This window comes from Mycobacterium asiaticum, assembly GCF_001673315.1.
GTDB classification, from domain to species: Bacteria; Actinomycetota; Actinomycetes; order Mycobacteriales; family Mycobacteriaceae; genus Mycobacterium; species Mycobacterium asiaticum_B.
This window is the reverse complement of record NZ_LZLQ01000015.1, coordinates 59079-83273: the sequence shown is the minus strand read 5'-3', so window position 1 is coordinate 83273 and position 24195 is coordinate 59079. Positions and strand designations below refer to the sequence as shown.

Annotated in this window: 26 protein-coding genes; 19 read left to right on the top strand and 7 right to left on the bottom strand. The window is 65.2% G+C overall.

Translation table 11 applies throughout. The features are described 5' to 3' along the window. The first annotated feature begins 24 nt into the window (after positions 1-24). The 3 genes from A5636_RS01745 (at position 25) to A5636_RS01735 (ending at position 4201) form a co-directional block, all read left to right on the top strand. Positions 25-996 (top strand): helix-turn-helix domain-containing protein, encoded by a 972-nt coding sequence (locus A5636_RS01745; RefSeq protein WP_065156971.1) that lies wholly within the window; start codon positions 25-27, stop codon positions 994-996. Position 997: 1 nt separating this feature from the next. Beyond that, positions 998-2800 carry a hypothetical protein gene (locus A5636_RS01740; RefSeq protein WP_065156970.1) on the top strand — a complete coding sequence of 601 codons (1803 nt, stop codon included), beginning with the start codon at positions 998-1000 and terminating at the stop codon, positions 2798-2800. An 84-nt stretch (positions 2801-2884) separates the two neighbouring features. Beyond that, positions 2885-4201 carry a phosphatase PAP2 family protein gene (locus A5636_RS01735; RefSeq protein WP_081287538.1) on the top strand — a complete coding sequence of 439 codons (1317 nt, stop codon included), beginning with the start codon at positions 2885-2887 and terminating at the stop codon, positions 4199-4201. A gap of 37 nt (positions 4202-4238) precedes the next feature. Here the strand turns inward: A5636_RS01735 and A5636_RS01730 are convergent, their stop codons facing one another. Continuing rightward, positions 4239-4940 carry a sensor domain-containing protein gene (locus A5636_RS01730; protein ID WP_081287537.1) on the bottom strand — a complete coding sequence of 234 codons (702 nt, stop codon included), beginning with the start codon at positions 4938-4940 and terminating at the stop codon, positions 4239-4241. A gap of 264 nt (positions 4941-5204) precedes the next feature. Between A5636_RS01730 and A5636_RS01725 the strand changes: the two genes are divergently transcribed. The 8 genes from A5636_RS01725 to A5636_RS01695 all read left to right on the top strand — a co-directional run bounded on the left by A5636_RS01725 (position 5205) and on the right by A5636_RS01695 (position 10362). Further along, entirely contained in the window at positions 5205-5717 is a 513-nt protein-coding gene (locus tag A5636_RS01725; protein ID WP_065156969.1) for a type II secretion system F family protein, read from the top strand. Further along, positions 5710-6321, top strand: coding sequence for an RES family NAD+ phosphorylase (locus tag A5636_RS01720; RefSeq protein ID WP_172827131.1), 612 nt, complete (start codon positions 5710-5712; stop codon positions 6319-6321). Before A5636_RS01725 ends, A5636_RS01720 begins: the two co-directional genes overlap by 8 nt. A gap of 5 nt (positions 6322-6326) precedes the next feature. Continuing rightward, on the top strand, positions 6327-7202 hold the full coding sequence (locus A5636_RS01715; protein ID WP_253900449.1) for a hypothetical protein: 876 nt from the start codon (positions 6327-6329) through the stop codon (positions 7200-7202). A gap of 81 nt (positions 7203-7283) precedes the next feature. After that, entirely contained in the window at positions 7284-7547 is a 264-nt protein-coding gene (locus A5636_RS26745; RefSeq protein ID WP_081287535.1) for a hypothetical protein, read from the top strand. Between the two features lie 96 nt (positions 7548-7643). Next, complete coding sequence (locus A5636_RS01710; protein ID WP_065156968.1) at positions 7644-8576, top strand: SAM-dependent methyltransferase; 933 nt, start codon at positions 7644-7646, stop codon at positions 8574-8576. Continuing rightward, entirely contained in the window at positions 8573-9196 is a 624-nt protein-coding gene (locus tag A5636_RS01705) for a class I SAM-dependent methyltransferase (RefSeq protein WP_065156967.1), read from the top strand. The genes A5636_RS01710 and A5636_RS01705 overlap by 4 nt, the downstream gene beginning before the upstream one ends. Before the next feature lie 127 nt (positions 9197-9323). Further along, a complete protein-coding gene (locus A5636_RS01700) occupies positions 9324-9800 on the top strand; it encodes an ATP-binding protein (protein WP_081287534.1) in 477 nt (158 codons plus the stop codon). 109 nt (positions 9801-9909) lie between these two features. Then, positions 9910-10362 carry an anti-sigma factor antagonist gene (locus A5636_RS01695; protein WP_065156966.1) on the top strand — a complete coding sequence of 151 codons (453 nt, stop codon included), beginning with the start codon at positions 9910-9912 and terminating at the stop codon, positions 10360-10362. A 6-nt stretch (positions 10363-10368) separates the two neighbouring features. On the opposite strand, the gene A5636_RS01690 is transcribed toward A5636_RS01695, so the two are convergent. Together A5636_RS01690 and A5636_RS01685 are read right to left on the bottom strand one after the other, a co-directional pair. Then, positions 10369-12642, bottom strand: a complete 2274-nt coding sequence (locus A5636_RS01690; protein WP_253900448.1) for a SpoIIE family protein phosphatase — start codon at positions 12640-12642, stop codon at positions 10369-10371. 257 nt (positions 12643-12899) lie between these two features. Next, positions 12900-13253 (bottom strand): hypothetical protein, encoded by a 354-nt coding sequence (locus A5636_RS01685; RefSeq protein WP_155763494.1) that lies wholly within the window; start codon positions 13251-13253, stop codon positions 12900-12902. Between the two features lie 93 nt (positions 13254-13346). Between A5636_RS01685 and htpG the strand changes: the two genes are divergently transcribed. Together htpG and A5636_RS01675 are read left to right on the top strand one after the other, a co-directional pair. Next, positions 13347-15281: a molecular chaperone HtpG gene (gene htpG, locus A5636_RS01680; RefSeq protein ID WP_065156964.1), complete on the top strand. Its 1935-nt coding sequence runs from the start codon at positions 13347-13349 to the stop codon at positions 15279-15281. Between the two features lie 50 nt (positions 15282-15331). After that, complete coding sequence (locus A5636_RS01675) at positions 15332-15547, top strand: hypothetical protein (protein ID WP_065156963.1); 216 nt, start codon at positions 15332-15334, stop codon at positions 15545-15547. Here A5636_RS01675 and A5636_RS01670 read toward each other — a convergent pair whose 3' ends face one another. Next, positions 15548-16516 (bottom strand): aldo/keto reductase, encoded by a 969-nt coding sequence (locus A5636_RS01670; protein WP_065157161.1) that lies wholly within the window; start codon positions 16514-16516, stop codon positions 15548-15550. It abuts the gene before it with no gap. Positions 16517-16634: 118 nt separating this feature from the next. Here A5636_RS01670 and A5636_RS01665 point away from each other — a divergent pair, with 118 nt between their 5' ends. Next, the gene (locus tag A5636_RS01665) at positions 16635-17414 is read left to right on the top strand and encodes an MBL fold metallo-hydrolase (RefSeq protein ID WP_065156962.1); all 780 of its coding nucleotides are present in this window, start codon (positions 16635-16637) and stop codon (positions 17412-17414) included. A gap of 2 nt (positions 17415-17416) precedes the next feature. Here A5636_RS01665 and A5636_RS01660 read toward each other — a convergent pair whose 3' ends face one another. Beyond that, a complete protein-coding gene (locus tag A5636_RS01660; RefSeq protein WP_065156961.1) occupies positions 17417-17728 on the bottom strand; it encodes a hypothetical protein in 312 nt (103 codons plus the stop codon). A gap of 168 nt (positions 17729-17896) precedes the next feature. Here A5636_RS01660 and A5636_RS01655 point away from each other — a divergent pair, with 168 nt between their 5' ends. Continuing rightward, positions 17897-18661: an SDR family oxidoreductase gene (locus tag A5636_RS01655; protein ID WP_172827138.1), complete on the top strand. Its 765-nt coding sequence runs from the start codon at positions 17897-17899 to the stop codon at positions 18659-18661. Between the two features lie 155 nt (positions 18662-18816). On the opposite strand, the gene A5636_RS01650 is transcribed toward A5636_RS01655, so the two are convergent. Next, positions 18817-19416, bottom strand: coding sequence for a PaaI family thioesterase (locus A5636_RS01650; RefSeq protein WP_065156959.1), 600 nt, complete (start codon positions 19414-19416; stop codon positions 18817-18819). 149 nt (positions 19417-19565) lie between these two features. On the opposite strand from A5636_RS01650, the gene A5636_RS01645 reads away from it, so the two are divergent. After that, complete coding sequence (locus A5636_RS01645; protein ID WP_081287556.1) at positions 19566-20177, top strand: PadR family transcriptional regulator; 612 nt, start codon at positions 19566-19568, stop codon at positions 20175-20177. Here A5636_RS01645 and A5636_RS01640 read toward each other — a convergent pair. Further along, positions 20174-21871, bottom strand: a complete 1698-nt coding sequence (locus A5636_RS01640; RefSeq protein WP_065156957.1) for a 3-ketosteroid-delta-1-dehydrogenase — start codon at positions 21869-21871, stop codon at positions 20174-20176. The genes A5636_RS01645 and A5636_RS01640 overlap by 4 nt on opposite strands. A 103-nt stretch (positions 21872-21974) precedes the next feature. Here A5636_RS01640 and A5636_RS01635 point away from each other — a divergent pair, with 103 nt between their 5' ends. Genes A5636_RS01635 through A5636_RS01625 form a run of 3 tightly spaced genes read left to right on the top strand, consistent with a single transcriptional unit; the run spans position 21975 to position 24176 of the window. Further along, positions 21975-23108 (top strand): Rieske 2Fe-2S domain-containing protein, encoded by a 1134-nt coding sequence (locus A5636_RS01635; protein WP_065156956.1) that lies wholly within the window; start codon positions 21975-21977, stop codon positions 23106-23108. Beyond that, on the top strand, positions 23105-23383 hold the full coding sequence (locus A5636_RS01630) for a ferredoxin (protein ID WP_065156955.1): 279 nt from the start codon (positions 23105-23107) through the stop codon (positions 23381-23383). Before A5636_RS01635 ends, A5636_RS01630 begins: the two co-directional genes overlap by 4 nt. Beyond that, the gene (locus A5636_RS01625; protein WP_065156954.1) at positions 23367-24176 is read left to right on the top strand and encodes an SDR family NAD(P)-dependent oxidoreductase; all 810 of its coding nucleotides are present in this window, start codon (positions 23367-23369) and stop codon (positions 24174-24176) included. Before A5636_RS01630 ends, A5636_RS01625 begins: the two co-directional genes overlap by 17 nt. Positions 24177-24195 lie beyond the last annotated feature (19 nt).

Below are 24195 nucleotides of genomic sequence, written 5' to 3'. Positions count from 1 at the left end.
TTTGCCAGGTGAAATGATCGCGAAATGACCCCGACCGTCAGTATTGAGGGCTCCCACTTGCGCATTGCGCCATTCGGATCGGAAGGGCAATCGCTGTTGATGTCTGTTGACGAATGGCGGGTGCTCAGCCGCACGGTTGACGCCGTCATCGACGACGGCTACGTGAGCTACGACGAGGCCGCGGCTCGACTCGGCGTCCACCGATCGACGCTGACCGACTGGATTGCACAGGGACGACTGCAGAAGTGCCTGATCGCCGGTCGCGGCTACGTCACCGCGAAGAGCCTGAAATCTGTCGAGCAGGAGAGAAACGCCTCGGAGCGGGTTCGCCCGGCTTCAATTGTGACCATCGAGGAGCCACGCTCGAAATCAGCTTCTTGGCGGCCTGCCGCCGGCAATGCGGGCCCTCCGGCGGGGACACCAATCATGTTGTCGGCAGAGGCATTAACGCTTGTCCGCGCACTCACGCGTGAAGATACGGCGACGGAACCAAGGCGATTCCCTGTTGATCCCGCACAGGCTGCGCATCCCGGCATGTACTCGTGGTGGGGCGATGACGAGGCGCGCGCTGTGTTGGGTGAGGAGGTCGGCATGGAGTTGCCTCGCCTGCTCTATGCGGGTCAAGCGGGTGCCACCAAGTGGCCGTCGGGAACGAAATCAGCCGCAACCCTTGGAAGCAGGATCGGCACCCAGCACATCAAGGGCAATGCTCGGTCATCGACGTTCCGGCTCACCATCTCCAGTCTGCTGTCGACGCGCTTATCCCTGGTGCCGATCGCGGGCGGAAAACTCGACCCCGCAAGCAACGCGCTGATTTCTGAATGGATCGCCGACCATCTTCGGGTGGTGATTGCGCCTTTCGATGACCGCGACGCACTGCGTCGCCTGGAGGAAGAGGTGGTAACGCATCTGAATCCGCCGCTGAATCTGGAACATTGCCCACCGACGGAAGCGCGGGCACGGATCTCGCGGCGGCGCCGCGACTTCGGTCGCTAACGTGCAGCCCGCACCCCCGCGCCTGCCTGCCTCGCTGCATCCCGAAGAGTCGAGCACCATGCTTCAGCGGTGGTCTAGCAGCGGCCGCGGGGTATTGGTGGCCTCCCTCCTCTACCTGCTCGGTGCTTTCCTCCTCACGTTCCGCGCCTGGACCGATCCAACCGCAGGCTGGGCCGGCAACTGCTGTGACCAGCAGCAAACGATCTGGTACCTGGGGTGGACCCCGCACGCGATAGCCAACGGCCTCGACCCGTTCTTCACCCGCCAGATCGGCGCGCCCGACGGCGTGAACCTGATGTGGAACACCCCGATGACCTTGCTCGGGTTGCTCGGTTGGTTCCCGGCGGAGCTTGGCGGTCCGGTTTTTGGATTCAACGTTCTGATGGTGCTGGGCATCGCGTTAAGCGGATTCACCGCCTGGCTCGCGATTCGTCGCTACACCGGCGACGGCCTGGGCCCGCTGGTCGGCGGCGCGGTGTACGCGTTTTCGCCGTACGTTGCCTCGCACGCCGCCCTGCACCTGAATCTCACCACGGCCTGGGTGCCGCCGCTATTTTTGCTCGTCCTCGACGAACTCCTGGTCACCCGACGGCGACCGCCCTGGCAAGCCGGTATAGCGCTCGGAATCCTCAGCGCCGCACAGCTTTACATCACCGAAGAGATGCTCGCGGCCAGCGTCCTGGCGGCCGCCGTCCTCGTCTGCGTAATGGCCCTGGTCCGCCGCGACGGCGCGACCCGACTGATCCCGGCGCTCGCCGTCGCCACAATGACATTCCTGGCACTCACGGCCTATCCGCTCGCCGTCCAATTTTTCGGACCGCAACGGATCGACGGCCAGGTGCAGAATCCCGACACGTTCTCGACCGATCTGCTGAACCTCGTCCTGCCCACTCCCTACCAGCTCATCGCCCCACACATGGCCACCCAAGTTTCGGAAAAGTTCAGTGGCCTCTACCACGAGGCGACCGCCTATCTGGGTCTGCCTCTGCTCGTCTTGCTCGCCCTGGCGGTAAAGCGCCAGTGGGACGATTTAAGAGTCCGCATCGCCGCCATCACGGGCGCGCTCATCGCGCTACTCTCCCTCGGACCAGAACTTCACGCCGCCAAGCACGCGCTGCACATCCCGCTCCCGTGGTCGCTCTTCGCGAACTTGCCGCTGCTGAAACATCTTCTGCCCGGCCGCTTTACGCTGTTCGTATGGTTGGCCGTCGCAGTCATCATCGCGATTACCGTCAAGCGTGCCGCGAGCCTGGCCCCGCGGCCTAAGGCGCAGTGGCTGCTCGCAATCGCTGCCGCACTGGTGCTGATCCTGCCCGCTCCGCTGGACCGACGAGACTTCTACACCCCGCTGTTCTTCCGCAACTGGGCAGCCCAGCAAATAAGGTCTGACGAGACCGTCCTGGTGGCACCGTATTTCCTCGATGCCGGCGGCCAGGCCGGGCCGATGCTGTGGGCGGCTGAAGCCGACTACGGAATCCGGATGCCGGAGGCCTACGCCTACATGCCGCAGCCAGACGGAAGCACGCTCACCGCTCCGCCGCCGACCCGACTGGCCCAATTGATGCTGGCGATCCAGGATGACAAGATCCCGGTCCTGGCGCGAGGGGAGATCCGTGCGCAGGTCACCGCGAATCTGCGGGACGCCGACGTGCGGCACGTCGTCGTAGGGCCGATGCAGGAATGGCCGGCCATGCTCGCGTTCTTCACCGACCTCTTCGGCCGGCCACCGCAATATGTCGACGAGGTCGCGATCTGGCGTGATGTCAACGTCCGGGGCGTCGTTGCCGCACCCGCCGAACCTTGACAGCGACGCTGGTCGCCACACCGCGGCTAAGCTCCTGCGTCAATTAATTCCGCTGACGCCGATCCGACACCTAAGATTCAGCGGGTGTTCATTGGTGAAACGCGGCGGGTGCACCGGGTCGCCCAACTGGCCGGCACCTGGGCGGTGCTGGCCATCGCCGCGATCGCCGTATTGCTGATCACCCTGCAGGTCGTCGCAAGCAATTCCGGGTTCCAAGGACCGCTGCACAGCCTGCTCAGTGATTACGTCGCGACCCCGAAATCCACCACGGTTCCGTGGGTGGGTCTTGGCATGGCGATGGTGGGCTTGTCCAATCGGAGCCGCGTCCTCGCCCTGGCCGTGGCCGTGGCACTTGACGTTCTCTTCGCGGCGGGCAGGGTGTTGCTCGGCGGCTTCCTGACCTTCGGTAACGGGCCACTGATCGTGCTGACCGGCTTGACGCTGGCCCTGGCTTGGCGCAGGTGGGTGCGCGACGAACACACCATCGCAGCCCGTGGTGTGGCGTTCGGTGTGCTGCTGGTCATCGCAACCAAGGTCGGTGACGCCTGGTTGCGCATCACCGCGCTTTACCGGCCGGCGGTGCTGGACGAGTACGCGCTGTTGGCCGACCACGCGCTGGCGCAACCTTCGTGGCTGCTGGGTCGCCTGGTCCAGGCGGGCGGCCCCGCGCTCGCCGGCGTGTTGCACTGGGTCTACATCGAATTGCCGGTGGCAGCCCTGGTCGTGGCCGTCTACCAGTTGCGCAACGTCCGCACCAACGGTTGGCCGCGGCACTTTCTGGTGCCGACCTTCCTGGTGCTGGGCCTGATCGGGCCGGTGATCTACATCCTGTTCCCGCTGGTCGGCCCCGCGTTCGCGTTCGGCAGCGCTGGTGACGGGTTCCAAGTCGGCGACTTCTGGCCACACGCTCTGCCGCCGATCGACTGGTCACCACGGCCCGTCGCCTTCGACGCCTCCACACCGCGCAACTGCATGCCGTCGATGCACACGGCGTGGGCCCTTGCGGTCTTCCTGCACTCCCGAGGTGGGCCACGCTGGCTGCGCGTCGGCGGCACGTTCTGGCTGATATGCACCCTCTCGGCGACACTTGGTTTCGGCTACCACTACGGCGTCGACCTGCTGGCGGGCGCGACGTTGTGCATGACGGTGGAGTCGGCCTTGCGCGAGCCGGTAGTCGGCCGGGTCTGGTCGCGGCTGGGGCTGGTGGCGTTCGGGTCGTCGTTCCTGGTGGTTCTGCTGGTGTGCTGCCGCTATCTCGCGGCGACCATGGCGCACCATCCGTTGCTTTTCGGTCCGCTGATGATCGGGACCATGGTGGTGTTCAGTACGGCGTTTTACGCCACCTTCATGGCGCGGTCCACCGCACCGCTGGCCGTTCGCGACAGCGTCGCGGCGGCCTAGCCGCACTACGACCTGGATTCACTACGACCTGGAATCACTACGACCTGGATTTGAGTAGCTCGTCGATCTTCTTGAGCCGCTTGGTGACCAGCGTGGCGATATCGATGGAACGATCCGGCGAGCAGGTGACGATCTCGGACACCACGTTGGCCTTTGCGATCACCGCGAATTCGCACACCCACTTCTGCCCGGCGAGGTTCGTCGCCCATTGCGCGAATTCCGCAGGGCCACTGACCAACGGCGTCGCGTTCACGGTGGCTCGCCGTCCGTCGTCACCCCATGCCGTCACTGGGCCCTGGCACTCGGAGACCGTCTTGCGTACCGACTCGAGGAATTCCGCGGCGCTGAAGTCGCTGGGATAGGTGGCCGAGACCTCCAACAGTTGGTGCTGCTCCACCTGATGGTCCTGCTGGGTGCGCGCTTCGCGGCCGGTGTAGTTCTTGGGAAACAGCGGAAAGCGGCCGAACGCCACGGCGCCGTGACACTTGTCCGGGTCGGCGCCGATGAACATCGCGGATTGCATGTCCGTTTCGGTCAACGGACTGTTAGCCACCACCGCGAACGATCCCGACGCCGTAAGCAGGTCCTCGAGTTGCGACGGGAAGATCGGCCCGGTGGGGGCGGCGCCTCGCGGCGCGGCCCGCGGGGTGCCGTCGACGACGGTATCGCAGGCCGCAAGCACCAGACAGCACCCCAGCGCGAGTGCCCACCGCCGCGCCGAAGATGGGCCATTGGGCACGGTCGAAACTCCTTCGCTGCTGCCGGATCAAACTCCAGCATCCACCAGCCGTGCCGGAATTCGCGCGGCAACTCTCAGATACAAACGCCTTCGCAGCGTCACAGCGTCATCGTGAGGCATGGCCGGCCAGACGGCGGTGGCCACGGCTTCTCCGGTGCACCGCTACCCCGTTGTTTCAAGCCTGGTTGCAATTCTTATTTCAAGTCTTGTTTCAATTCTTGTTTCGATTGTTTCAATTCACAGGCCGGGAGATAGGATGGAGGCATGTCTCCCGTCAGTGCGCTCGTCACTCAGGTCGAGGAACGCGTGCGGCGCGATCCCGGTTTCGCCAAGCTCCTCGATGCGCTGCTGGACGTACCGACCGTCCCGCTGGCAGAGCTTGAGCGTGTCGCCGCCCGCAAGCTGAACAACGAACGTCGCGACGGCATGATGAGCGATTTCCGGACCGGTGCCATCCCTACCCGTGAGGTCCAGTCCCGGCTGGGGTACGAGACCCCCCAGGCGGTTCACGAACTTCGTCGTCGCGGCAAAGTTCTAGGCCTCACCGTCGGCAACAACACGTGGTTCCCCGCCTGGCAGTTCCACGAGGGCCGGCTGCGGCCAGACCTCCCGGAGATCCTTGAGTTGCTGGCACGATTCACCTCCGACCCGGTCGTCGCGGACCGCATCATGCGCATCAAGCGCGATGAGCTCGACGGCGCGTCCATCTCGGAAGCGTTGCGCCGCAAGAAAACCGCCGACACCGCGTGGCAGTTGCTCACCGCCGTCGGTGCCTAGTCTCGCAGCCGGCTATCGAACGCCGCTCCCGGCCAAGCGTCCGGTCGGACTGGCCAGCCGAACCGTTCCGAAAGGCACCGAACTATGGCGCGTCGAGGCTGCCCAGCCCACTGACTGGGAATGGCAAGGCTTTCCACAAGCCCGCTACCGCTTCGACCCGGAGTCGGGTGGATTTCGTACCCGCTACGCGGCCACCGCATGCGAAGGCGCCTTCCGGGAGCGCTACCGCGACACCGGCCGCACCATTCCCGCCGACCACGCGTCGCAATACCTGATCCGCCTGGTCGCAACGCGGCCGTTGCGGATTTTCGACCTCAGAACGCAACGGAACCTCGATGCCCTCGATGTCGACGATCAGATCAGCACCGGCCAGAAGAACCGGGTCTGGCAGACCTGTCATCGCCTGGCTGATACCGCCCGGGGATGGTGGCCGGAGCTTGACGCGATCGTGTACAGGTCTCGAACTACGCCCGAAACCTCCACCAACTACGCGTTCTTCGCGCACGATGCTTTCAGCGCGGAATCGTGGCGGCTGGCGGATCGCACCGATATTCTCATCGACTTGGTGCTTCGGCATGACTTCACCATCAACTGGGAGATCTGAGGAACGTGTCCGAGACGCCGAGGCGCGCGCCGGCGCATACGGCGCTGCGTGTCCTGGCGCGGGCATCGGCCCCCCGCCCCACCGCGGCGAAACGGGCCGCCAAGGACTTCCGGGAGCCGCTGCCGCTGGCGGTGTGCGCCGAGGTCCGATGGGCATTCCACCCGCCGCGCACCTGGTTGTCCGGCGTGCTGGCGAACCTGGTGCTGGCCGCCGGTTGGCTGATGGTGCAGCCCTTGGCTTCCCGCGCCGACCATCCCACCCCGCACTTCCATCACCATCAGCTCGACTGGGTGATTCTGGTCAGTACCTATTTCTCGTCGTTCATCCTCGCCGATGTCACGACCACGAATTTGCTTGGCGGCGACCACTATCGGGTAGCTCAGGGCTTGGCCGACGGGGTGCCGCTGTGGCGGGTGCTGGTCATCAAGAACCTCGCGTTGGTGGTGATCGTCGGCTTGCCCACCCTGGCGGTAGCGGCCGCATTGACAGTGTCCCTGGAAGGCGTGCCGCAGTTGGCGATGACGATTCCCAACGTCGCGGTGCCGCTTGTGTCGTGGCTCGGGGTGGGCAACGTCCTTTCGGTGCTGCACCCGGTGGCCGCCGAGCCGCTGACCCGGCGGTGGCGGCAACGTCACGATGTGCACCGCAGCCTTGGCTGGCTGCTGGCCGTCGCGGTGCCGTATGCGGTCTATTACGTGGCCGACCCGATGGGCAGCCTTGAGCATCGGGTCTTCTGGACGCAAGTGCCCGAGGCAATCGGACCGGTATTCGGCCGCGACACCAAGAGCTTCGTCCATCTGGGGATAGCCGCGCTGGTGTGGTTCGCGGGAACAGCTGCGGCGGTGTTGTGGGTGCGCAGGCGGGGGCTGCGGTTCCGCTGAGCATTAATGGCGCCGAATCGGCCCGCGCCGGCTTCGCAGAGCGCACAATCGACGTGACCGCCACATACAGCAGGAGGGGCAATGAGCCGCTTTCTTCGGCGTTGCGCGATCGGCGCGTTCGTTCTCGCAGCTTCGGTGTTGACGTCGCTGGCCGCACCGCCTGTCAGTCGCGCCGACGACTGCGCGCCCGGCTGGGCGTGGAGCGTCGAGCTGAACGAATGCATATGGGTGCTTCCGGCCGCTAACGGCCCTGGCGGGCCGGGTGGTCCCGGCGGACCGGGTGGGCCCGGCGGTCCCGGAGGGCCGGGTGGTCCCGGTGGGCCCGGCGGGCCCGGCCGGCACTGACATCGGGGCGGGTGTGAGTCGCTTCACACCACCGCATTTCTTAACCTAGCTAAGCGTTAAACTGGCTAAGTATCCACTCGACATTGGAGAACAGCTGTGCCACGCACCGAAAACGACACTTGGGACTTGGCGACCAGCGTCGGCGCCACCGCCACCATGGTGGCCGCCGCCCGCGCCATCGCCACCAACGCTGAGAATCCGGTAATCACCGACCAGTTCGCCGAACCGCTGGTTCGTGCCGTCGGTGTCGACTTCTTCACTCGCTGGGTCACCGGCGACCTCGCGGCCGCTGATGTCGACGACGACGAGTCGAGCTGGAAACTCGAGCACATGCCTGCGGCGATGGCCGCGCGCACCCGCTTCTTCGACTCGTTCTTCCACGACGCGATACAGGCCGGGGTTCGGCAGGCCGTCATCCTGGCCTCGGGCCTGGACGCTCGCGCCTACCGGTTGAGCTGGCCCACCGACATGACGGTGTTCGAGATCGACCAGCCCGAAGTCATCGCATTCAAGACCGCCACGCTGGAAGGCCTCGGTGCCGAGCCGACAGCCCAACTGCGCACGGTCGCCATCGACCTGCGCCAGGATTGGCCCGCGGCGCTGGTCGAAGCAGGTCTGGACACCACCAAGCCGACCGCCTGGATCGCCGAGGGCCTGCTCGGGTACCTGCCGCCGGAGGCCCAGGATCAGTTGATGGACAGCATCACTGCGCTCAGCGCCGACGGCAGCCACTTGGGCGTCGAGGCGATTCCGGACCGTCCGGAACGGGACACCGAGCAGGCGCGCGAAATGATGCGCCGCGCAACGGCAAAGTGGCGGGAACACGGGTTCGAGCTGGACTGGGAGAGCCTGGGTTTCGAGGGCGAGCGCAAGGATGTCGCCGAGTACCTGCAGCGATTGGGCTGGCAGTCCACGGGCGTCCAGATGACACAGTTGCTGGCCGAACACGGTCTGGAACCCGTTCCGCAGTCGCACGACTCGGTCACGATGGCCGACACGATCTACTACACCTCGGTACTGCACAAGTGACCGCGCCGCGCCGCGTGCTCAACGGCGCGGTCACGTCACTGTGGAGTGTGCTGTCTCCGGCTTACGACCTGCCGTTTCTGCAGCAGTGGGTGTATCGACCGCCGCACGACGAGGTGATTTCCCAGCTTCGTGCGCACAACTCGCGCAGGATTGCCGACATCGCCTGTGGCACCGGCGTGCTCAGTAGCCGGATCGAGCAGGAACTGCATCCCGATGAGATCTATGGCGTCGACATGTCCGACGGCATGCTGGCCCAAGCCCGCGCCAAGTCCCCCAAGGTGCAGTGGTTGCGGAGCCCGGCCGAGCAACTGCCGTTCCCGGCCGGGTCGCTGGACGCGGTGGTGACGACGTCGGCGTTTCATTTCTTCGACCAGCCGGCGGCCCTGCGCGAGTTCCATCGCGTGCTTGCGCCCGGGGGCCTCGTTGCCGTGGCGACCCTTAGTGCCCGGCAGCGGATCCAGGTGCCGAGTCGCTGGAAGCCGCAACATAACCCGTCGCCGGCGGAGATGCGGGATCTGTTTGAAGGCGCCGGTTTCACTGTGAACGACCAGCATCGGATACCGCGGCCCTTATGGACGCAGATCATCTCCGATCTGCTCACCGCCGGCACGAAGGGCTAATCGGCGGGCGGAATCGTCGCGATTAAGCGGGCGACTGGCCAGGTCGCATGCCGGCGCCGAAACCCTTCTGCTGCGTGACCGGTCACACCAGGTGTATCCGCGGGCGCATTCGGGTAGCCCAGAATCCGTGAGTGGTTCCACGTCAAGCGATCCGGTCGGCATTGGTGATGCCGACGTGGTAGGTGACTCGCATAGCGGGACCGCCGATCCGCACACCGTGGCCATGATTCGGCGCAAGTTCGGCCACTGGCTGGACCAGCATCTGGAAATGGACGAGGAGCGCCTCGCCGATATTCTGCTCGCCGCCGACGAAGCGATGTCGAACTGCGCCGACCACGCCTACCGGGTGCACGACGACGTAGGTGATCTCACCCTCAAAATTTCCTATTACCCCGTCACGGCCGAGCTCAAAGTGTGCGTCATCGACCATGGCCATTGGCGCGAGCCCGACACGTCACCGTCCAATGCGCGGGGTCGCGGCATCGTCTTGATGCGGGCCTTGGCCGACGACTGCACGATCGACGGAAGCGCCGAGGGCACCACCGTGTGCCTGCGCTTTTACGGCTGCCCGCCCAACAGCTACGTCTTCAGCCAAGCAAGTTGATCGCCGGGTACGGTCCGGCGTTTCAGTACCGGCAAATGCGGTTAAACCTCGGCAGGTTCATAAGTGAGCCGTCAGAGACCGGTCACCACGAGTGGTTGAGGAGCGCAGCATGAGCCGTGCCGTCACCGAAGTCTTTGCCACGCCGCTGCGTTTGAGCCCGCGTCTGGTCTCTGAACTGGGTGCCGAGAACAGCACGATGCGCGCCGCTGTGCAGGGATTCGAATCGGCGGTGATCGTCTATCTCGGGGGCGAGATCGACGCCTGCAACGACGAAACCTGGCGGCTGCTCCTCGCGGAGGCCTCCTCGTTCGCGGCCGCGCCTCAGCTGTTCATCGTGGACGTCAACAGCGTGGACTTCATGTCCTGCTCGTCGTATGAGGCCCTGGCCGAGGAAGCCCACCGGTGCCGCGGACGCGGCGTCGAGTTGTGCCTGGTCAGTCTCAACCCGAACGTCGGCCGCATCGTCTCCGCGTGCGGGCTCGGCGATGCCCTGACCGTGCATGCCACTGCTCCGCAGAGTTTGCAGAGCGTGGAGTTGACGCACCAAGTCCAAGCCTGCTGAGCCGCGCTAGGGGCGCCGCAGGGTGACGATGGTGATGTCGTCCTGGGTGTTGTGAGTCGCCAAGGCAGTCGAGATCCAGGACGCCTGCGCGTTGCCGGTGCGACTCAGCGTCTGGGCCAACCGGTTCAAACCGTCGTCGATCGACTCACCGCGTCGTTCCACCAGGCCGTCGGAGTACACGACCAATCCCTGTCCCGGCTCGACGATGAATGCGCTGGGCGCATAAGTCACGCCTCGAACGCCGACCGGCGGGGAGAGCTGAATCGGCGCTGGGGCGGCGTCGCCCACGGAATCAGTCAGGAACGGGATCAAGTGGCCGGCGCATGCCGCCTCAACCTGGCCCGAATCGAGGTCCACTCGCGCGGCGATGACGGTCGCGAAGGCGCCCGGCATCATGTGCAGGCAGAAGTCGTTGAGTTGCTGCAGCGCCTGAGCCGGTGCGGCGCCGGCGAACAACTGCGCACGCAGGGCGTTGCGCAGCTGTGCCATGGTGCCGGCTGCGGTGACGCCGTGGCCGGCGATGTCGCCGACCAGCACAATCAGCCGCCCGTCGCGCAGCTCAAAAGCGTCGTACCAGTCGCCGCCGACGTTATCGCCCGCCGCCGGCTCGTAATGCGCCGACAACTGCCAACTCTCGAGGGTGGGAATCGACTCGGGCAACAGGCTGCGCTGCAGCGTCTCGGCCACCCGCAGCGCGCCCCGCGTGCGGCGGTACATTGCCTCCACCAGGTAGCGTCGCAGCGCCTCGGCGGACTCGCGCTCGGTCAACGTCCATGGCTCGCTGCGCCGGTGAACGGTTTCGCGCCAGCGATCGAACGACTTGCGCGGACTGAGCCGTATCTCGTCGCCTTCGTTGGTCGCAATCGCTTTGTTGTGTGGGTCGCCACCCCAGTCCACCGAGCGCAGCACCTCGCGCCGGAACCAGATGGCGGACTGTCCGTCGGGCAGGTTGAGGACGAGAGCGCCCGCGGCCAACTGCGAATCGAGGTCGAGTTCGGGTAATTCGTCGGACAGGCATTCGCTGCTCGCGATTTCGTCGCCCGCGCCACGGGCCCAGGCGGCAACGGCGGACACGATGTCCGGTGACGGAACCGATCCGCGTACCCCGCGATCGCCCTGGATGTCGACGACGACGCCGTCGGCGGGCACCAGGTCGAGCAGGTCGGGTGCCCCGAGCAGGGTTGTCGACAATGCTTCGGTGTCGTCGGCCGTGGCAGCGGTGAGCTTGGCCAGCAAGGCCTGCGCCCCCAATCGCTTCTGCAGCAGGTCGCCCTCGAACCTGTCGACCAGCCGCAGCGACAGGGTCGACCCGAGGAACTCGGCCGCAGCCCGGGTCCCGAACGGCGGCAGGTGTGGGCCGGCGTAATGGTGGCAGGCGATGAGCCCCCATAGCCGCCCGTGCCGCAGCAACGAGATCGACATCGACGCGTGCACGCCCATATTCCCCAGGTACTCGAGGTGAATGGGGGAGACGCTGCGCAGGGTGGCGAAGGTGAGGTCCAGGGGCGCACCGCTTGACGGGTTGATCGTCGGCACGATCGGGACCGGCGCGTAGTCGACGTCCGAGATCAGCCGTATCCAGTTCTTCTCGTACAGGGCCCGGGCCTGGGCCGGGATGTCGCTGGCCGGGTAGTGCAGGCCGAGGAAAGAGTTGAGGTCCTCGCGTTTGGCCTCGGCAACGACTTCGCCGTTGTAATGGGCGTCGTAGCGGTACACCATGACCCGGTCGAAGCCGGTGAGCTCGCGCACGGCGCGTGCGGCCATCTCGTACAACTCGGCGAGGGTGGCGGCCCGATTCAGGTCCTCCACCGAGCTGCGGACGGCCTGATAGGTATTCGGAAACGAGAAAGGCCGCTCGCCGTAGGCGATCTCGATTTCGACCAGTAAGACCCCGCCGGGGTCACGGTGCAAGATGACGTCGAACGGCCGGGGCTCACCGGCCACCTCGATCACGCACTCGACCGGGTTGCGCTGGGCGAGATTGCCGAAGGCGGACGCTGTCTGTTCAACTCGCGCTGCCTGGTCCGGACCGAGCAGCGCGGAGAGGTGCCGACCCAGGACGGTGTCGACCGGACGGCCCAGGAGTTTCTCGACGTTGGCGCTGACCTGTTGGACTTCGAAGCCGGGCTCGCGCACCACCGCGAGCACACCGCGGGGTTGAATGCTGCCGGGGATATGGATGGGCTCACGCGCGCAGTTGTCCAGGTCGATGGGAGTGCCTACCGGAACCAGGTCAGGGACAGGCTGACCCTCCGGTGCTGATGTCGGGATCCGACTCACACGCAATGCACCAATATTTTCCCGACCCCTACCGGGGTCTCACGATCGTCGGCGCAGAGTGACTTCTCTTGCCCGATTTCGGATCTTGCCCGATTCCGGACTGACTCCACACCATGTCGACTTCGGGCTGTACGCTCAACCCGATAGCCAATCTACGCATACTCGCGCCGGCCCGCACGATGCGCGCCGCAACTATTAACGTCGACGGCGATTAATCAGGTAGTTGTCGACGCTGCAGATCACCGCGTGTGTGCACCTCAATCGAAATTCACGCTGACCGATACCCGGCCACGCTCATCGCGGTGGGCGACGGCGTGACCGGTGCGGTCGGCACCGTCGAAATCCAGCAGGGTGATTGGCCCGCCGGAACCGAGGAAATTCCGCCACCATGACTTGCCCTCCGGTGCGGCTACGTTGATGACAACCGACCCGCCCGGGCGGCGGCGATCTCCGACCGGAATTTCGAAGGTATTGCCAGAGCGACGGCCCTGGTAGCGGATGACGATGAGCCCACGGCGTACCACGCCACCGATCACCGGCGCGTTGATGAGCGAGACGGCCAGCGCATTCACCGTCCGGACGAACGCCGACCCAGACATTCCAGAAGCCATGAAGGCCAGGCTAGCGACGCCCCCCGGTTCACCGACGATTCACATCTCGCTAAATTCGGGTGCGATAGTCGGCAGAGCTAGGAAGGAACCGTCATGAACGCGCAGGTCGAGCAGTTGGAATTCCAGGCAGAGGCCCGGCAACTGCTGGATTTGATGGTGCATTCGGTCTACTCCAACAAGGACTCGTTCCTGCGGGAGCTGATCTCCAACGCCTCCGATGCGCTGGACAAGGTGCGACTGGAAGCGCTCCGCAACAAGGATCTCGATGTCGACACCTCCGACCTGCACATCGAGATCGATGTAGACAAGCCAGCGCGCACCTTGACCGTCCGCGACAACGGCATCGGCATGACGCGCGCCGAGGTGGTGGACCTGATCGGCACCCTTGCCAAGTCGGGCACCGCCGAGCTGCGTCAGCAACTCCGGGAAGCCAGAGACGCCAAGGATGGGAATGCTTCCGAGAAGTTGATCGGCCAGTTCGGCATCGGCTTCTACTCCTCGTTCATGGTTGCCGACAAGGTCGAACTGCTGACCCGCAAGGCCGGCGAGAGCGAAGCCACCAAGTGGGAATCCAGCGGCGAGGGCACCTACACCATCGAGGCTGTCGAGGGTGCACCTCAGGGCACCTCGGTAACCCTGCACCTGAAGCCCGAGGACGCCGAGGACGAGCTGCACGACTACACCTCGGACTGGAAGATCAAGAGTCTGGTCAAGCAGTACTCGGACTTCATCGCCTGGCCGATACGCATGGACGTCGAAAGGCGCACGCCGGCCGAAGAAGAAGGCGGCGAAGAGACCGTCACCATCGAGACCGAGACGCTGAACTCGATGAAGGCCCTGTGGGCACGTCCCAAGGAAGAAGTCTCCGAAGAGGAGTACAAGGAGTTCTACAAGCACATCGCACACGCGTGGGACGACCCGCTGGAAGTCATCGCGATGAAGGCCGAAGGCACCTTCGAGTACCAGGCACTGCTCTTCATCCCCTCCCAGGCCCCGTTCGACCTGTTCAACCAGGACGCCAAGATCGGGGTGCAGCTGTACGTCAAGCGGGTGTTCATCATGGGCGACTGCGAAGACCTCATGCCGATCTACCTGCGTTTCGTCAAGGGTGTCGTCGACGCACAAGACTTGTCGCTCAATGTTTCTCGCGAGATCCTGCAGAAGGACCGGCAGATCAATGCGATCCGTCGCCGGTTGACCAAGAAGGTGTTGTCCACCATCAAGGACATCCAGTCGCAGCGGCCCGAGGACTACCGCACCTTCTGGACGCAGTTCGGCAAGGTACTCAAGGAAGGTCTGTTGTCGGACTTCGACAACCAGGAGACGCTGCTGGCCGTTTCGTCGTTCGCCTCGACGCACAGCGATGAGGAACCGACCACGCTGGCCGAGTACGTCGAACGGATGAAGGACGGTCAGACCCAGATTTTCTACGCCACCGGTGAGTCCCGTCAGCAACTGCTGAAGTCCCCGCATCTGGAGGCATTCAAGGCCAAAGGCTACGAAGTGCTGCTGCTGACCGACCCGGTGGACGAGATCTGGGTGGGCGTCGTCAACGAGTTCGACGGTAAGCCGCTGCAGTCGGTGGCAAAGGGTGAAGTCGACCTGGACTCCGACGAAGAGTCGTCGACAGCCGAGCGGGAAGAACAGGCGAAGGAATTCGCCGACGTGCTGAACTGGCTCAAGGACACGTTAGACGAGCACGTCAAGGAGGTGCGGCTGTCGACCCGGCTCACCGACTCGCCGGCCTGCCTCATCACCGACGCCTTCGGTATCACGCCGGCACTCGCCCGGCTGTACCAGGCATCCGGACAGGACGTCCCGGTGGGCAAACGAACCCTGGAACTCAACCCGAATCATCCGCTGGTGACCGGGCTGCGGCAGGCCCATGCGGACCGGCCGGAGGATGCCACCGTCGCCGAGACGGCCGAATTGCTGTACGGCACGGCACTTCTCGCCGAGGGCGGGGCGCTGGAGGATCCGGCGCGGTTTGCCGAACTGTTGGCTGATCGGTTGGCTCGCACTCTTTAACCAAACCGGTGCCGCGGTTGAATACCGCCCGAAGTGGTTATTCGCATCGCATGACTGTGTTTCGGGCCATCGATCCGCATGGTCAGGTGGTCGCGACCCGCGACTTCGACTCTGCGGAAGCCGCGCACCGGTGGTTTGCTGAGTCGATCGTCGGTCGCTACCAGCATGGCTGGCGGATGGAAGTGGACGACGACGGTCAGTGGGCGGGCTTCGACGACACCGGAGGCTTCACCGCCCCGCTGAGTCGGCGTCGCGTCGCCCACTGACTAACGTCCCAGCTTCTCCTTGACCAGGTCGGTGATGAACCGGCCGGTTGAGATCGGCTTGAACGCGCGCGCCGCGGCGGTGAGCGCGTCGCGGGATTCGGTGCTCAACTCGATATCGGCGGCGGCCACGTTGAACTCCAGTTGCTCGACGCTGGAGGCCCCGGGAATGGCCACCACACCGGGCAGGCTGATCAACCAGGCCAACGCGACCTGTGCCGGTTTGGCGCCGACTTCGGCTGCGACATCGCGCAGCGTCTGCAGGAGCGGCTCGATGCGGCGCAGGTTCTCGGTGCCGAACAGGGGATTGGCGGCGCGCACCCCGCCGGGGCGGTTGTCCACGCTGTATTTGCCGCCCAGCAGTCCCTGGGCGAGCGGACTGTAGGCGATCACGATGCGGTTTTCGCGCTGCGCCCAGGGCACCATGTGGTCCAGCACGCGTGGCTGGGCCAGCGAGAACTGCACCTGGTTGCTGATCACGGGGCGTCCGAGCGCTTCGTCGGCCCGCTGCCACCGCGACAAGGAATAGTTCGACACCCCGGCTGCGCCGATCTTGCCCTCGTCGAGCAGGTCACGCATACCGGGCATGATGACCGAGTCGGGGACCAGCGGGTTGGACTGGTGGATCTGATAGAGCGGGATGCGGTCCAGTTGCAGCCGGCGCGCGCTGGCACGTTCGCGCTGCTTGATCACCGCAGGAAACGGCGCGACCGGAAAGATCTTGCTGGCCACCGCCACATCGGCGCGTTCGTCGCCCAGTGCCTCGCCAAGAATCCGTTCGCTCTTGCCCAGCCCGTAGACCTCGGCGGTGTCGAACAGGGTGACACCGAGCGCGCGGGAGCGCTGCACGATGTCGCGGGCCGCCCCGGACGCGTAACTGTCCCCGTAACCCCATTCCCGGGAACCGAATTGCCAAGTGCCAAGACCGATGCGACTTACCTGCCCGACGCCCTCTACCTCCACGTATTTCATGAACCCACCGTATACCGGGGGACCGGCTAGGCCGTGGGTCCGCTTCTTGACGTTGACGATCAAGCGCGCATTTACTTGTTGCTTCCTGGGACGGCGCTCGGATGAACGAAGGGGAACGATGAAAGTTCACCACCTCAACTGCGGCAGCATGGCTCCGCCGGGCACCCCGCTGGTGTGTCACGTGCTGCTCGTGGAAACCGACCAGGGTCTGCTGTTGGTGGACACCGGGTTTGGTTCACTGGACTGCGCCGACCCCGCCCGAGTCGGCCCGTTCCGCCATGCCATGCGTCCGGCGTTTCAGATAACCGAAACCGCAGCCCACCAGATCGAAGAACTCGGCTTCCGTCGTTCCGACGTCCGTCACATCGTGGTGACACACTTCGATTTCGACCACATCGGCGGAATCGCTGATTTCCCAGAGGCGTTCATCCACGTGACGACGGCGGAGGCGCGCGGTGCCGTGCACGCTCCTTCGATCCGTGAGCGTGTGCGCTACCGCAGCGTGCAGTGGGCTCACGCGCCAAAGTTGGTCGAGCACAGCCCCGCAGGCGAAGCATGGCGGGGTTTCGCATCAGCCAAGTCGCTGGACGAGGTGGGCGACGGTGTGGTTCTGGTGCCGATGCCCGGTCACACCCGGGGCCACGCTGCAGTCGCCGTCGATGCCGGTAACCATTGGATCCTGCACTGCGGAGATGCCTTCTACCATCACGGGACGCTGGATGGTTCCAGGGTGCCGTTCCTGCTGCGGGCCCAAGAAGAATTGTTCTCGTTCAACCGCAAGCAGCTCCACCAAAATCAGGCGCGGCTCGCCGAGCTCTACCAACGGCGGCAAGCCGATCTGGTCATCGTTTGCGCACACGATTCGACAATGCTGGACGCTGCCCGCGCAATGGCCTGAGTTCAGCTGCTGGGCGGCGGGGCAGGCGCGTCGGAATGTGCGCTGTGCCAGTGCAGTTCCGCCGCGCGAACCTGGCGGTGAGCCCGCCGCAACCAGGTCAGCCCGGCGGCACCGATCAACACGCCGGACACCAGGCACCCGGTTCCGGCCAGCACGCTGCCATTGGCCAATGCCGCCAACCCGATGACCATGACGGCTACAGCGATTGCGATCGCGACAATGCCCGGCGCATTCGTGCCGTTCTTCATCGTTTCGCCGGCGTGCTGCCGGGTGGTCCGATGGTGGTCAACTGGGTCGATCTCGGGATTGGTCACTTCTACTCCTTGCGTGAGCAGCAGTTTTACCCTGCCGGAAGGGGTGCCAAAACGTGACCGCGACCACGCGACGTTTCGGCAACGCCATGCTGCCAAACCGGTAACCCCGTTCTCATCGGGTCCGGGCGGTATGACATGCTCGCTACGGAGGTCCATATGGCGAAAACTGTGGTGATCGGAGCCTCGAGCGGGTTGGGGCGCTGTATTGGTGTCGGCTTGGCGCAACGTGGCGATGAGGTCGCTCTGCTTGCCCGGCGGCGGGACCGCATCGAAGCCGCGGCTCACGAGGCGGGATCCGCCGCAGCCGCGATCGAATGCGACGTGACCGACCAGGCATCGGCGCAGGCCGGCATCAGCGCGGCGGTCGAGGCGCTCGGCGGAATCGACAACGTCGTCTACGCGCCGGCCATCAGCCCGTTGGTCCGGTTGATCGATACCGATGCCGATATATGGCGAAGAGTGTTTGACACCAATGTCATTGGGGCTTCGCTGGCGACAGCGGCGGCCGTGCCGCACCTGTCGGCATCCGGTGGCAAAGTGGTGTATCTGTCCTCCGACGCGGGCACGTTCGGTCCGCCATGGCCGGGGCTCGGTGCGTACGGCGTGAGCAAAGCGGCGCTGGAGCGGCTTGTCGAGGCTTGGCGCGCCGAACATCCCGAGATCGGTTTCACCAATCTCATCGTCGGCGAGTGCGCCGGTGGTGAGGGTGACGCCCAGACCGGCATGAACGAGGGGTGGGATCGCGAACTCGCCATGCAGGCCTACCCGCTGTGGGTGTCGCGCGGTTGCATGCCGGGCAAGCTGATGCCGGTGGAGGATCTGGTCGAGGTGGTGCACACGATCCTGCGCACCAACGCGTCGACGTCGATGCCGGTGGTGATCGCCAGGGGCGCGCCGGCGGCCGCTGGAGCGGTCCTGGGTCAGCGGGCCTGATCGCCCGCGGCACCGGATGGGCCGCGCATTGCGCAACGACCAGGCTTACGGTGTGCGCACTGGATTTGCGTGTGTGTTCAGGGCGGTCCGGCGGCCCGAAATTTCACCCTCACTAGACAGCGAAATGCTAAGAAGCACACTCGAATCCGGGTGCGCTAACGACGCGGGTGGATGAATATGCCTTCGGCGGACACCATGACGCCGCCGGCGCCGCTGATCTGTCCTACCGCAAAGGTCTTGACACCTTCGATCCGGTCCACCCAGGCGTCAGCGCGCAGTGGCTGCCGCAACGGGGTGGGTTTGTGGTAGCGCAACGTCAATGTTCCGGTGTAGGCGGGCTTGCCCGGCCGGTGCGCGGTCGCGCCGAGCACGTGGTCGAGGATCAACGCCGACACCCCTCCGTGCACGTGCCCAACGGGTCCCTCGAACGCGGCACCCAGATTGAACTCCGTCCACACCGATCCGTCACTCTCGTGGTGGACGACCAAGGGCGGTGCCGACGGATTGCGAACGCCGATAACGACATTGCCGGATGCGATGCCCTGCCCGTCGTCGACTTCACGTTCGCCGAATGTGCCGGGCATGAGTTCGGCACTGAGTTCGGCGGTCACACTGTCGATTTTGGCTGTGGCGGCGGCGATCGCGTCGTGATCCACCTCGGTACGGATCGTCGCATCGATCAAGCGGCGCACCGATGCGGCCAGTGACTCGTAGACGGGCAACGAATCAGTCAATGACGCAAACGAATCCACCATGCCCGTCACGATAGAGCAGCGCAGATTTTCCCGGTCAGCGGTCCGTGCCCGAGCGATTCGGCGGTCCGGGTTGTTAACCTGGCGGGGTGAGCGAACCCAGCGACAAGGTCAAGTCGTCGCTGGCCGCAACCAGCTGGGCGTTGCTGGGCATGATGTCCTACGAGGAAGAGATCTCGGGCTACGACCTGAAGAAATGGATCGACTGGAGCGTCGATCTCTACTACTGGAGCCCGTCCTACAGCCAGATCTACACCGAGCTGAAAAAGTTGGAGAGCCTGGACCTGGTGACCTCGCGCGTCGAGCGCGACGAAGGCACCCGCAGCCGCCGCCTCTACAAAATCACCCCGGCCGGCATGGCCGCCATCACTGACTGGACCAACAACGCGCCGTTAGACCCGCCCGTACTCAAGCACAGCATGTTGCTGCGGGTTACGTTCGGCCACCTCAGTAACCCCACGCGGCTCAAAGAACTGCTGGCCGAACACGTCGCCTATGCCGAAGCCAGGTATCGCAAGGCGGTCGAAGACGCCGAGGGCGCCGAGGTGCAACCCGCGTGGGCGTATTCGGTGATGGCGTTGCGCTGGGCGGCGAAGTACTACGCTGCCGAACGCGAATTCGCGCTGGAGTTGATGAAGGACATCGACGAGGCCGGGGCGATCATCGAGACCGCCGCCAAGGGCGGGTTCGGCAAACCGCGTCCCGCGCCGGGCTATTGGCGTGAGGTGGAGAAGCAGGTTCAAGCCAAACGCGCGGCCGACTAGCCCACCGCGTCGCGAGCCGCTATGTAGCCGTAGACCAATCCCTGCGCGATCGTGGCGCCCGCACCTGGATACGCGGTGCCGAATGCGTTAGCGGCGGTATTCCCGATGGCGTAAAGCCCGGCGATCGCGGTGCCGTCCTCGCGCAACACCCGCGCCCGGTCGTCCGCTATGAGCCCGCCGCAAGTGCCTAGGTCGCTGAGCACCAGCTTGACCGCATAGAAGGGGCCGTTGCTCAGCGGGCGAAGGTTGGGGTTGGGCCGGACAGTCGGGTCGCCGTAGTAGCGATCATAGGCGCTGTCCCCCCGGGCGAACTCCAGATCCTTTCCAGCAGCCGCATTTTCGTTGAAACGCCCCATCGTCTCAGCGAACTCGGGCCCCGGGACGCTGATCCGCGCCGCCAACTCGGCTAACGTGTCGGCTCGTGCGGCGATTCCCGCGTCGTACCAGGCTTGTGGCACCCGCATCCGCGGAAAGAGTTCGGCGCCAAAAACATAACTGTTCCGGTATTGCTGATCGAAGACGATCCACATGGTGTCGACGGGATTGCCCGAGCGTTCCAGGGCGAGCAGCCGCTGACCGAACGACATGTAATCCGATGCCTCATTGGTGAATCGGCGCCCATGCTGATTCACGATCAGACAACCGGGCAACGACCGTTCGGCCAGTAGCACCGCAGGTGCCTTGCCGGGCAGCGGCGCGATCGCCGGGAACCACCAAGCCTGGTCCATCAGGGCGATGCCGGCACCCATCTCCTGGGCCACCCGGATCCCGTCGCCCGTGTTGGTGTCGGCGCCGAGGCTCAAGTTTGCGCCCAGTGACTCCGACTGGAACTTCCACCGCATGTCCATGCTGTGGTCGAACCCGCCAGCGGCCAGCACCACGCCGCGCCGGGCAGACACGGTCACTTCGCGCCCACCATGGTTCAACACCGCGCCGGTCACCCGGTCACCATCACCGAGCAGATGCGACAACGCGGTGTCGGTCCATACCGGGATGCCCGCCCGCAGCACCCCGGCGAACAAGCCGGCGGCCAGACCTTGGCCGCCCGCCGCGTAACGCCGGCCGATCAGCCGCCCGCCCATGCCCTGGGCGATCCGTTTGCCGAAGGTCGGTATGCCCTTGCGCGGTACGCGGGTGACGAGATTCATCCACCGGTAGTCGGCACCCGTCGTTGGTATGGCGAATCCCGTTTCGAGCACGCCCGGGCGCAATCGGGTGCGGTAGGCACCCAGGATGGCGGTGTCCAAGGGGTGGCACTCGCAGGTGCGGCCCAAAGCGCTCCCGCCGGGTTGTTCTGGGTGGTAGTCGGCGTAATCGCGGGCCCAGAACAGCCGTAACGGTGTAGTGCGGCGCAACATTTCGACCAGGGCGGGTACCTGTTCGATGAAGGCGGCCGACCGCCGCGCGGGTGCGGACCCGGCGACCACCGCGTCCAAATAGGTGGTGGCCTTCGTTGTCGAGTCGTCGGCCCCGGCTTCCTGCAGCACGGGCCCGGCGGGCAACCATAGGGCGCCGCCCGAGCGAGCGGTCGACCCGCCGACTAAGGACGACTTCTCCACGATCAACACCGACAGTCCCAGCTCGTGGGCGGCCAGGGCCGCAGCCATCCCGGTGCCGGAGCCGACCACCAGCAGGTCCACGCATGTGTCGGCAACGGCAAGCCCCGCGGGGATCGTCGCGCTGGGTGCAGTCACAGTGCGCCACGCTAGGCCGGTGGGACGCGGCCGCGGAAGAGTCTTCCTGATCAGTGGAACATCGCCGCCCCAAAGCCAGACCGAGAGGCGTTCAATGGGGGTTATGACGTCGCAGCCCGAAGCCGACGAGATTCGGCTCATCGAAGCCCAAGGCGCGCCTGCGCGGTTCGCTCGCGGCTGGCACTGCCTGGGCCTGGTCCGAGATTTCAGCGACGGTAAACCGCACGCGGTCAACGCATTCGGCCAGCGACTCGTGGTCTTCCGCAGCGGCGATGGCAAGGTCAATGTGCTGGACAGTTATTGCCGCCACATGGGTGGTGACCTCTCGCAGGGGCAGGTCAAGGGCAACGAGATCGCCTGCCCGTTCCACGACTGGCGGTGGGGTGGTGACGGACGGTGCAAGCAGGTGCCCTACGCGCGGCGCGCGCCGCGGCTAGCTCGTACGGCGACGTGGACGACCATGGAGCAGGACGGCATGCTGTTCGTGTGGAATGACCCCGAGCGCAACCCGCCGCCGCCGGAAGTCGGCATTCCGCGCATCGAAGGGGCGAGCAGCGACGAGTGGACCGACTGGCACTGGTACACCACCGTCGTCGGTAGCAACTGCCGCGAGATCATCGACAACGTCGTGGACATGGCGCACTTCTTCTACATTCATGGCTCGCTGCCCACCTATTTCAAGAACATTTTCGAAGGGCAGGTGGCGACGCAGTACATGAACGGCGAGGGTCGGCCGGACATGGGCGGTGAGGGTTCGAAGATGTTGGGCACCACCTCGGTGGCGTCCTACTTCGGGCCCTCTTTCATGATCGACGATCTCACCTACCACTACGAGGACGGTGACCAGCAGACCGTCCTGATCAACTGCCACTATCCGATCGACGCGAATTCGTTTGTGCTGCAATACGGCATCATCGTCAAGAAGTCCGAGACGCTACCGGGTGAGGCGGCCATGCAGACCGCGATCAGCCTCGGCGATTACGTGAAGATGGGTTTCGAGCAGGACGTCGAGATCTGGCGGCACAAGGCGCGCATCGACAACCCGCTGCTGGTCGAGGAGGACGGTCCGGTCTACCAACTGCGACGCTGGTATCAGCAGTTCTATGTCGACGTGGCCGACGTGCAGCCAGACATGGTGGACCGCTTCGAGTTCGAGCTGGACACCACCAGGCCCTACGAGGCGTGGATGAGACAGATCGAGGCGAACATGGCCGCGAAGGCGGGCTCGGTGTCATGACTGTGGTGGCACGTGCCGATAACCGCCTCGACGACATGCCGATGGCACCGGTGGCGTGCCGGACTTGCGGGGCCGCGGTGCTGGCCCGCAAGAGCAGCTGGAATCAGACGAGCGTGCAGTGGAACGCCGAGGCGTCCGCGCTGTGCACCGAACGGCAGGACGCCGACCGTATTGCCGGGCACCACCGCCAGCCGTTCCTGGCGTGCTCGGCGCTCCGGGCATCGATCGAAACCGCTGTCGCAACTGGGGAATTGGCAATTGTCGACAAGCAGTGACCCGGCGCCGGTAGCGGTGGTCACCGGTGCCAGCCGCGGTGCGGGCCGGGGTATAGCTGCGGCGCTGAGCGCGCGGGGCTGGCGTGTCTACGCGACCGGACGGACCATCGCCGACGCCCCGCCGGGCGGGATTGCGGTCCGGCTCGACCACAGCGACGACGACGCGGTCGCTGCGTTCTTCCAGCGCGTGCGTTCCGAAGGTGGGCTGGACTTGCTGGTGAACAACGCCGCCGTGATCTCTGACGAACTGGTCAACCCGAAGCCGTTCTGGCAGAAGCCACTCGACTTGGCCGAGGTGTTGAATGTCGGTCTGCGCTCGTCCTATGTGGCCTCCTGGCATGCCGCGCCACTACTGGTCCAGCGGGGTCGTGGCTTGATCGCGTTCACCTCGTCACCGGGATCGGTGTGCTACATGCACGGACCGGCCTACGGCGCGCAGAAAGCCGGAGTAGACAAGATGGCCGCTGACATGGGGGTGGATCTGCGCGGCACAGGCGTTGCGACGGTGTCGATCTGGATGGGTATTCTGCTCACCGAACGGTTGCGTGCGGCTTTCGCCGGCAATGAGGAGGCGCTGGCCAAGACCGCCGAGCACGCCGAAACACCGCAATTCACCGGCTATTTGATCGACAAGGTGTACCGCGACGCTGACCTGGCCGAGCTGAACGGGCGGACTTTCATTGGCGCGGAGCTGGCAAAGCGATACGGCATCACCGACGAGGGCGGCCGCCGCCCACCGTCGCACCACCACCTGGGTACCCCGCGGGAACCGTCGGGCGTGGTGATCCGGTAGGGCCGCGCGAGCGGGGACG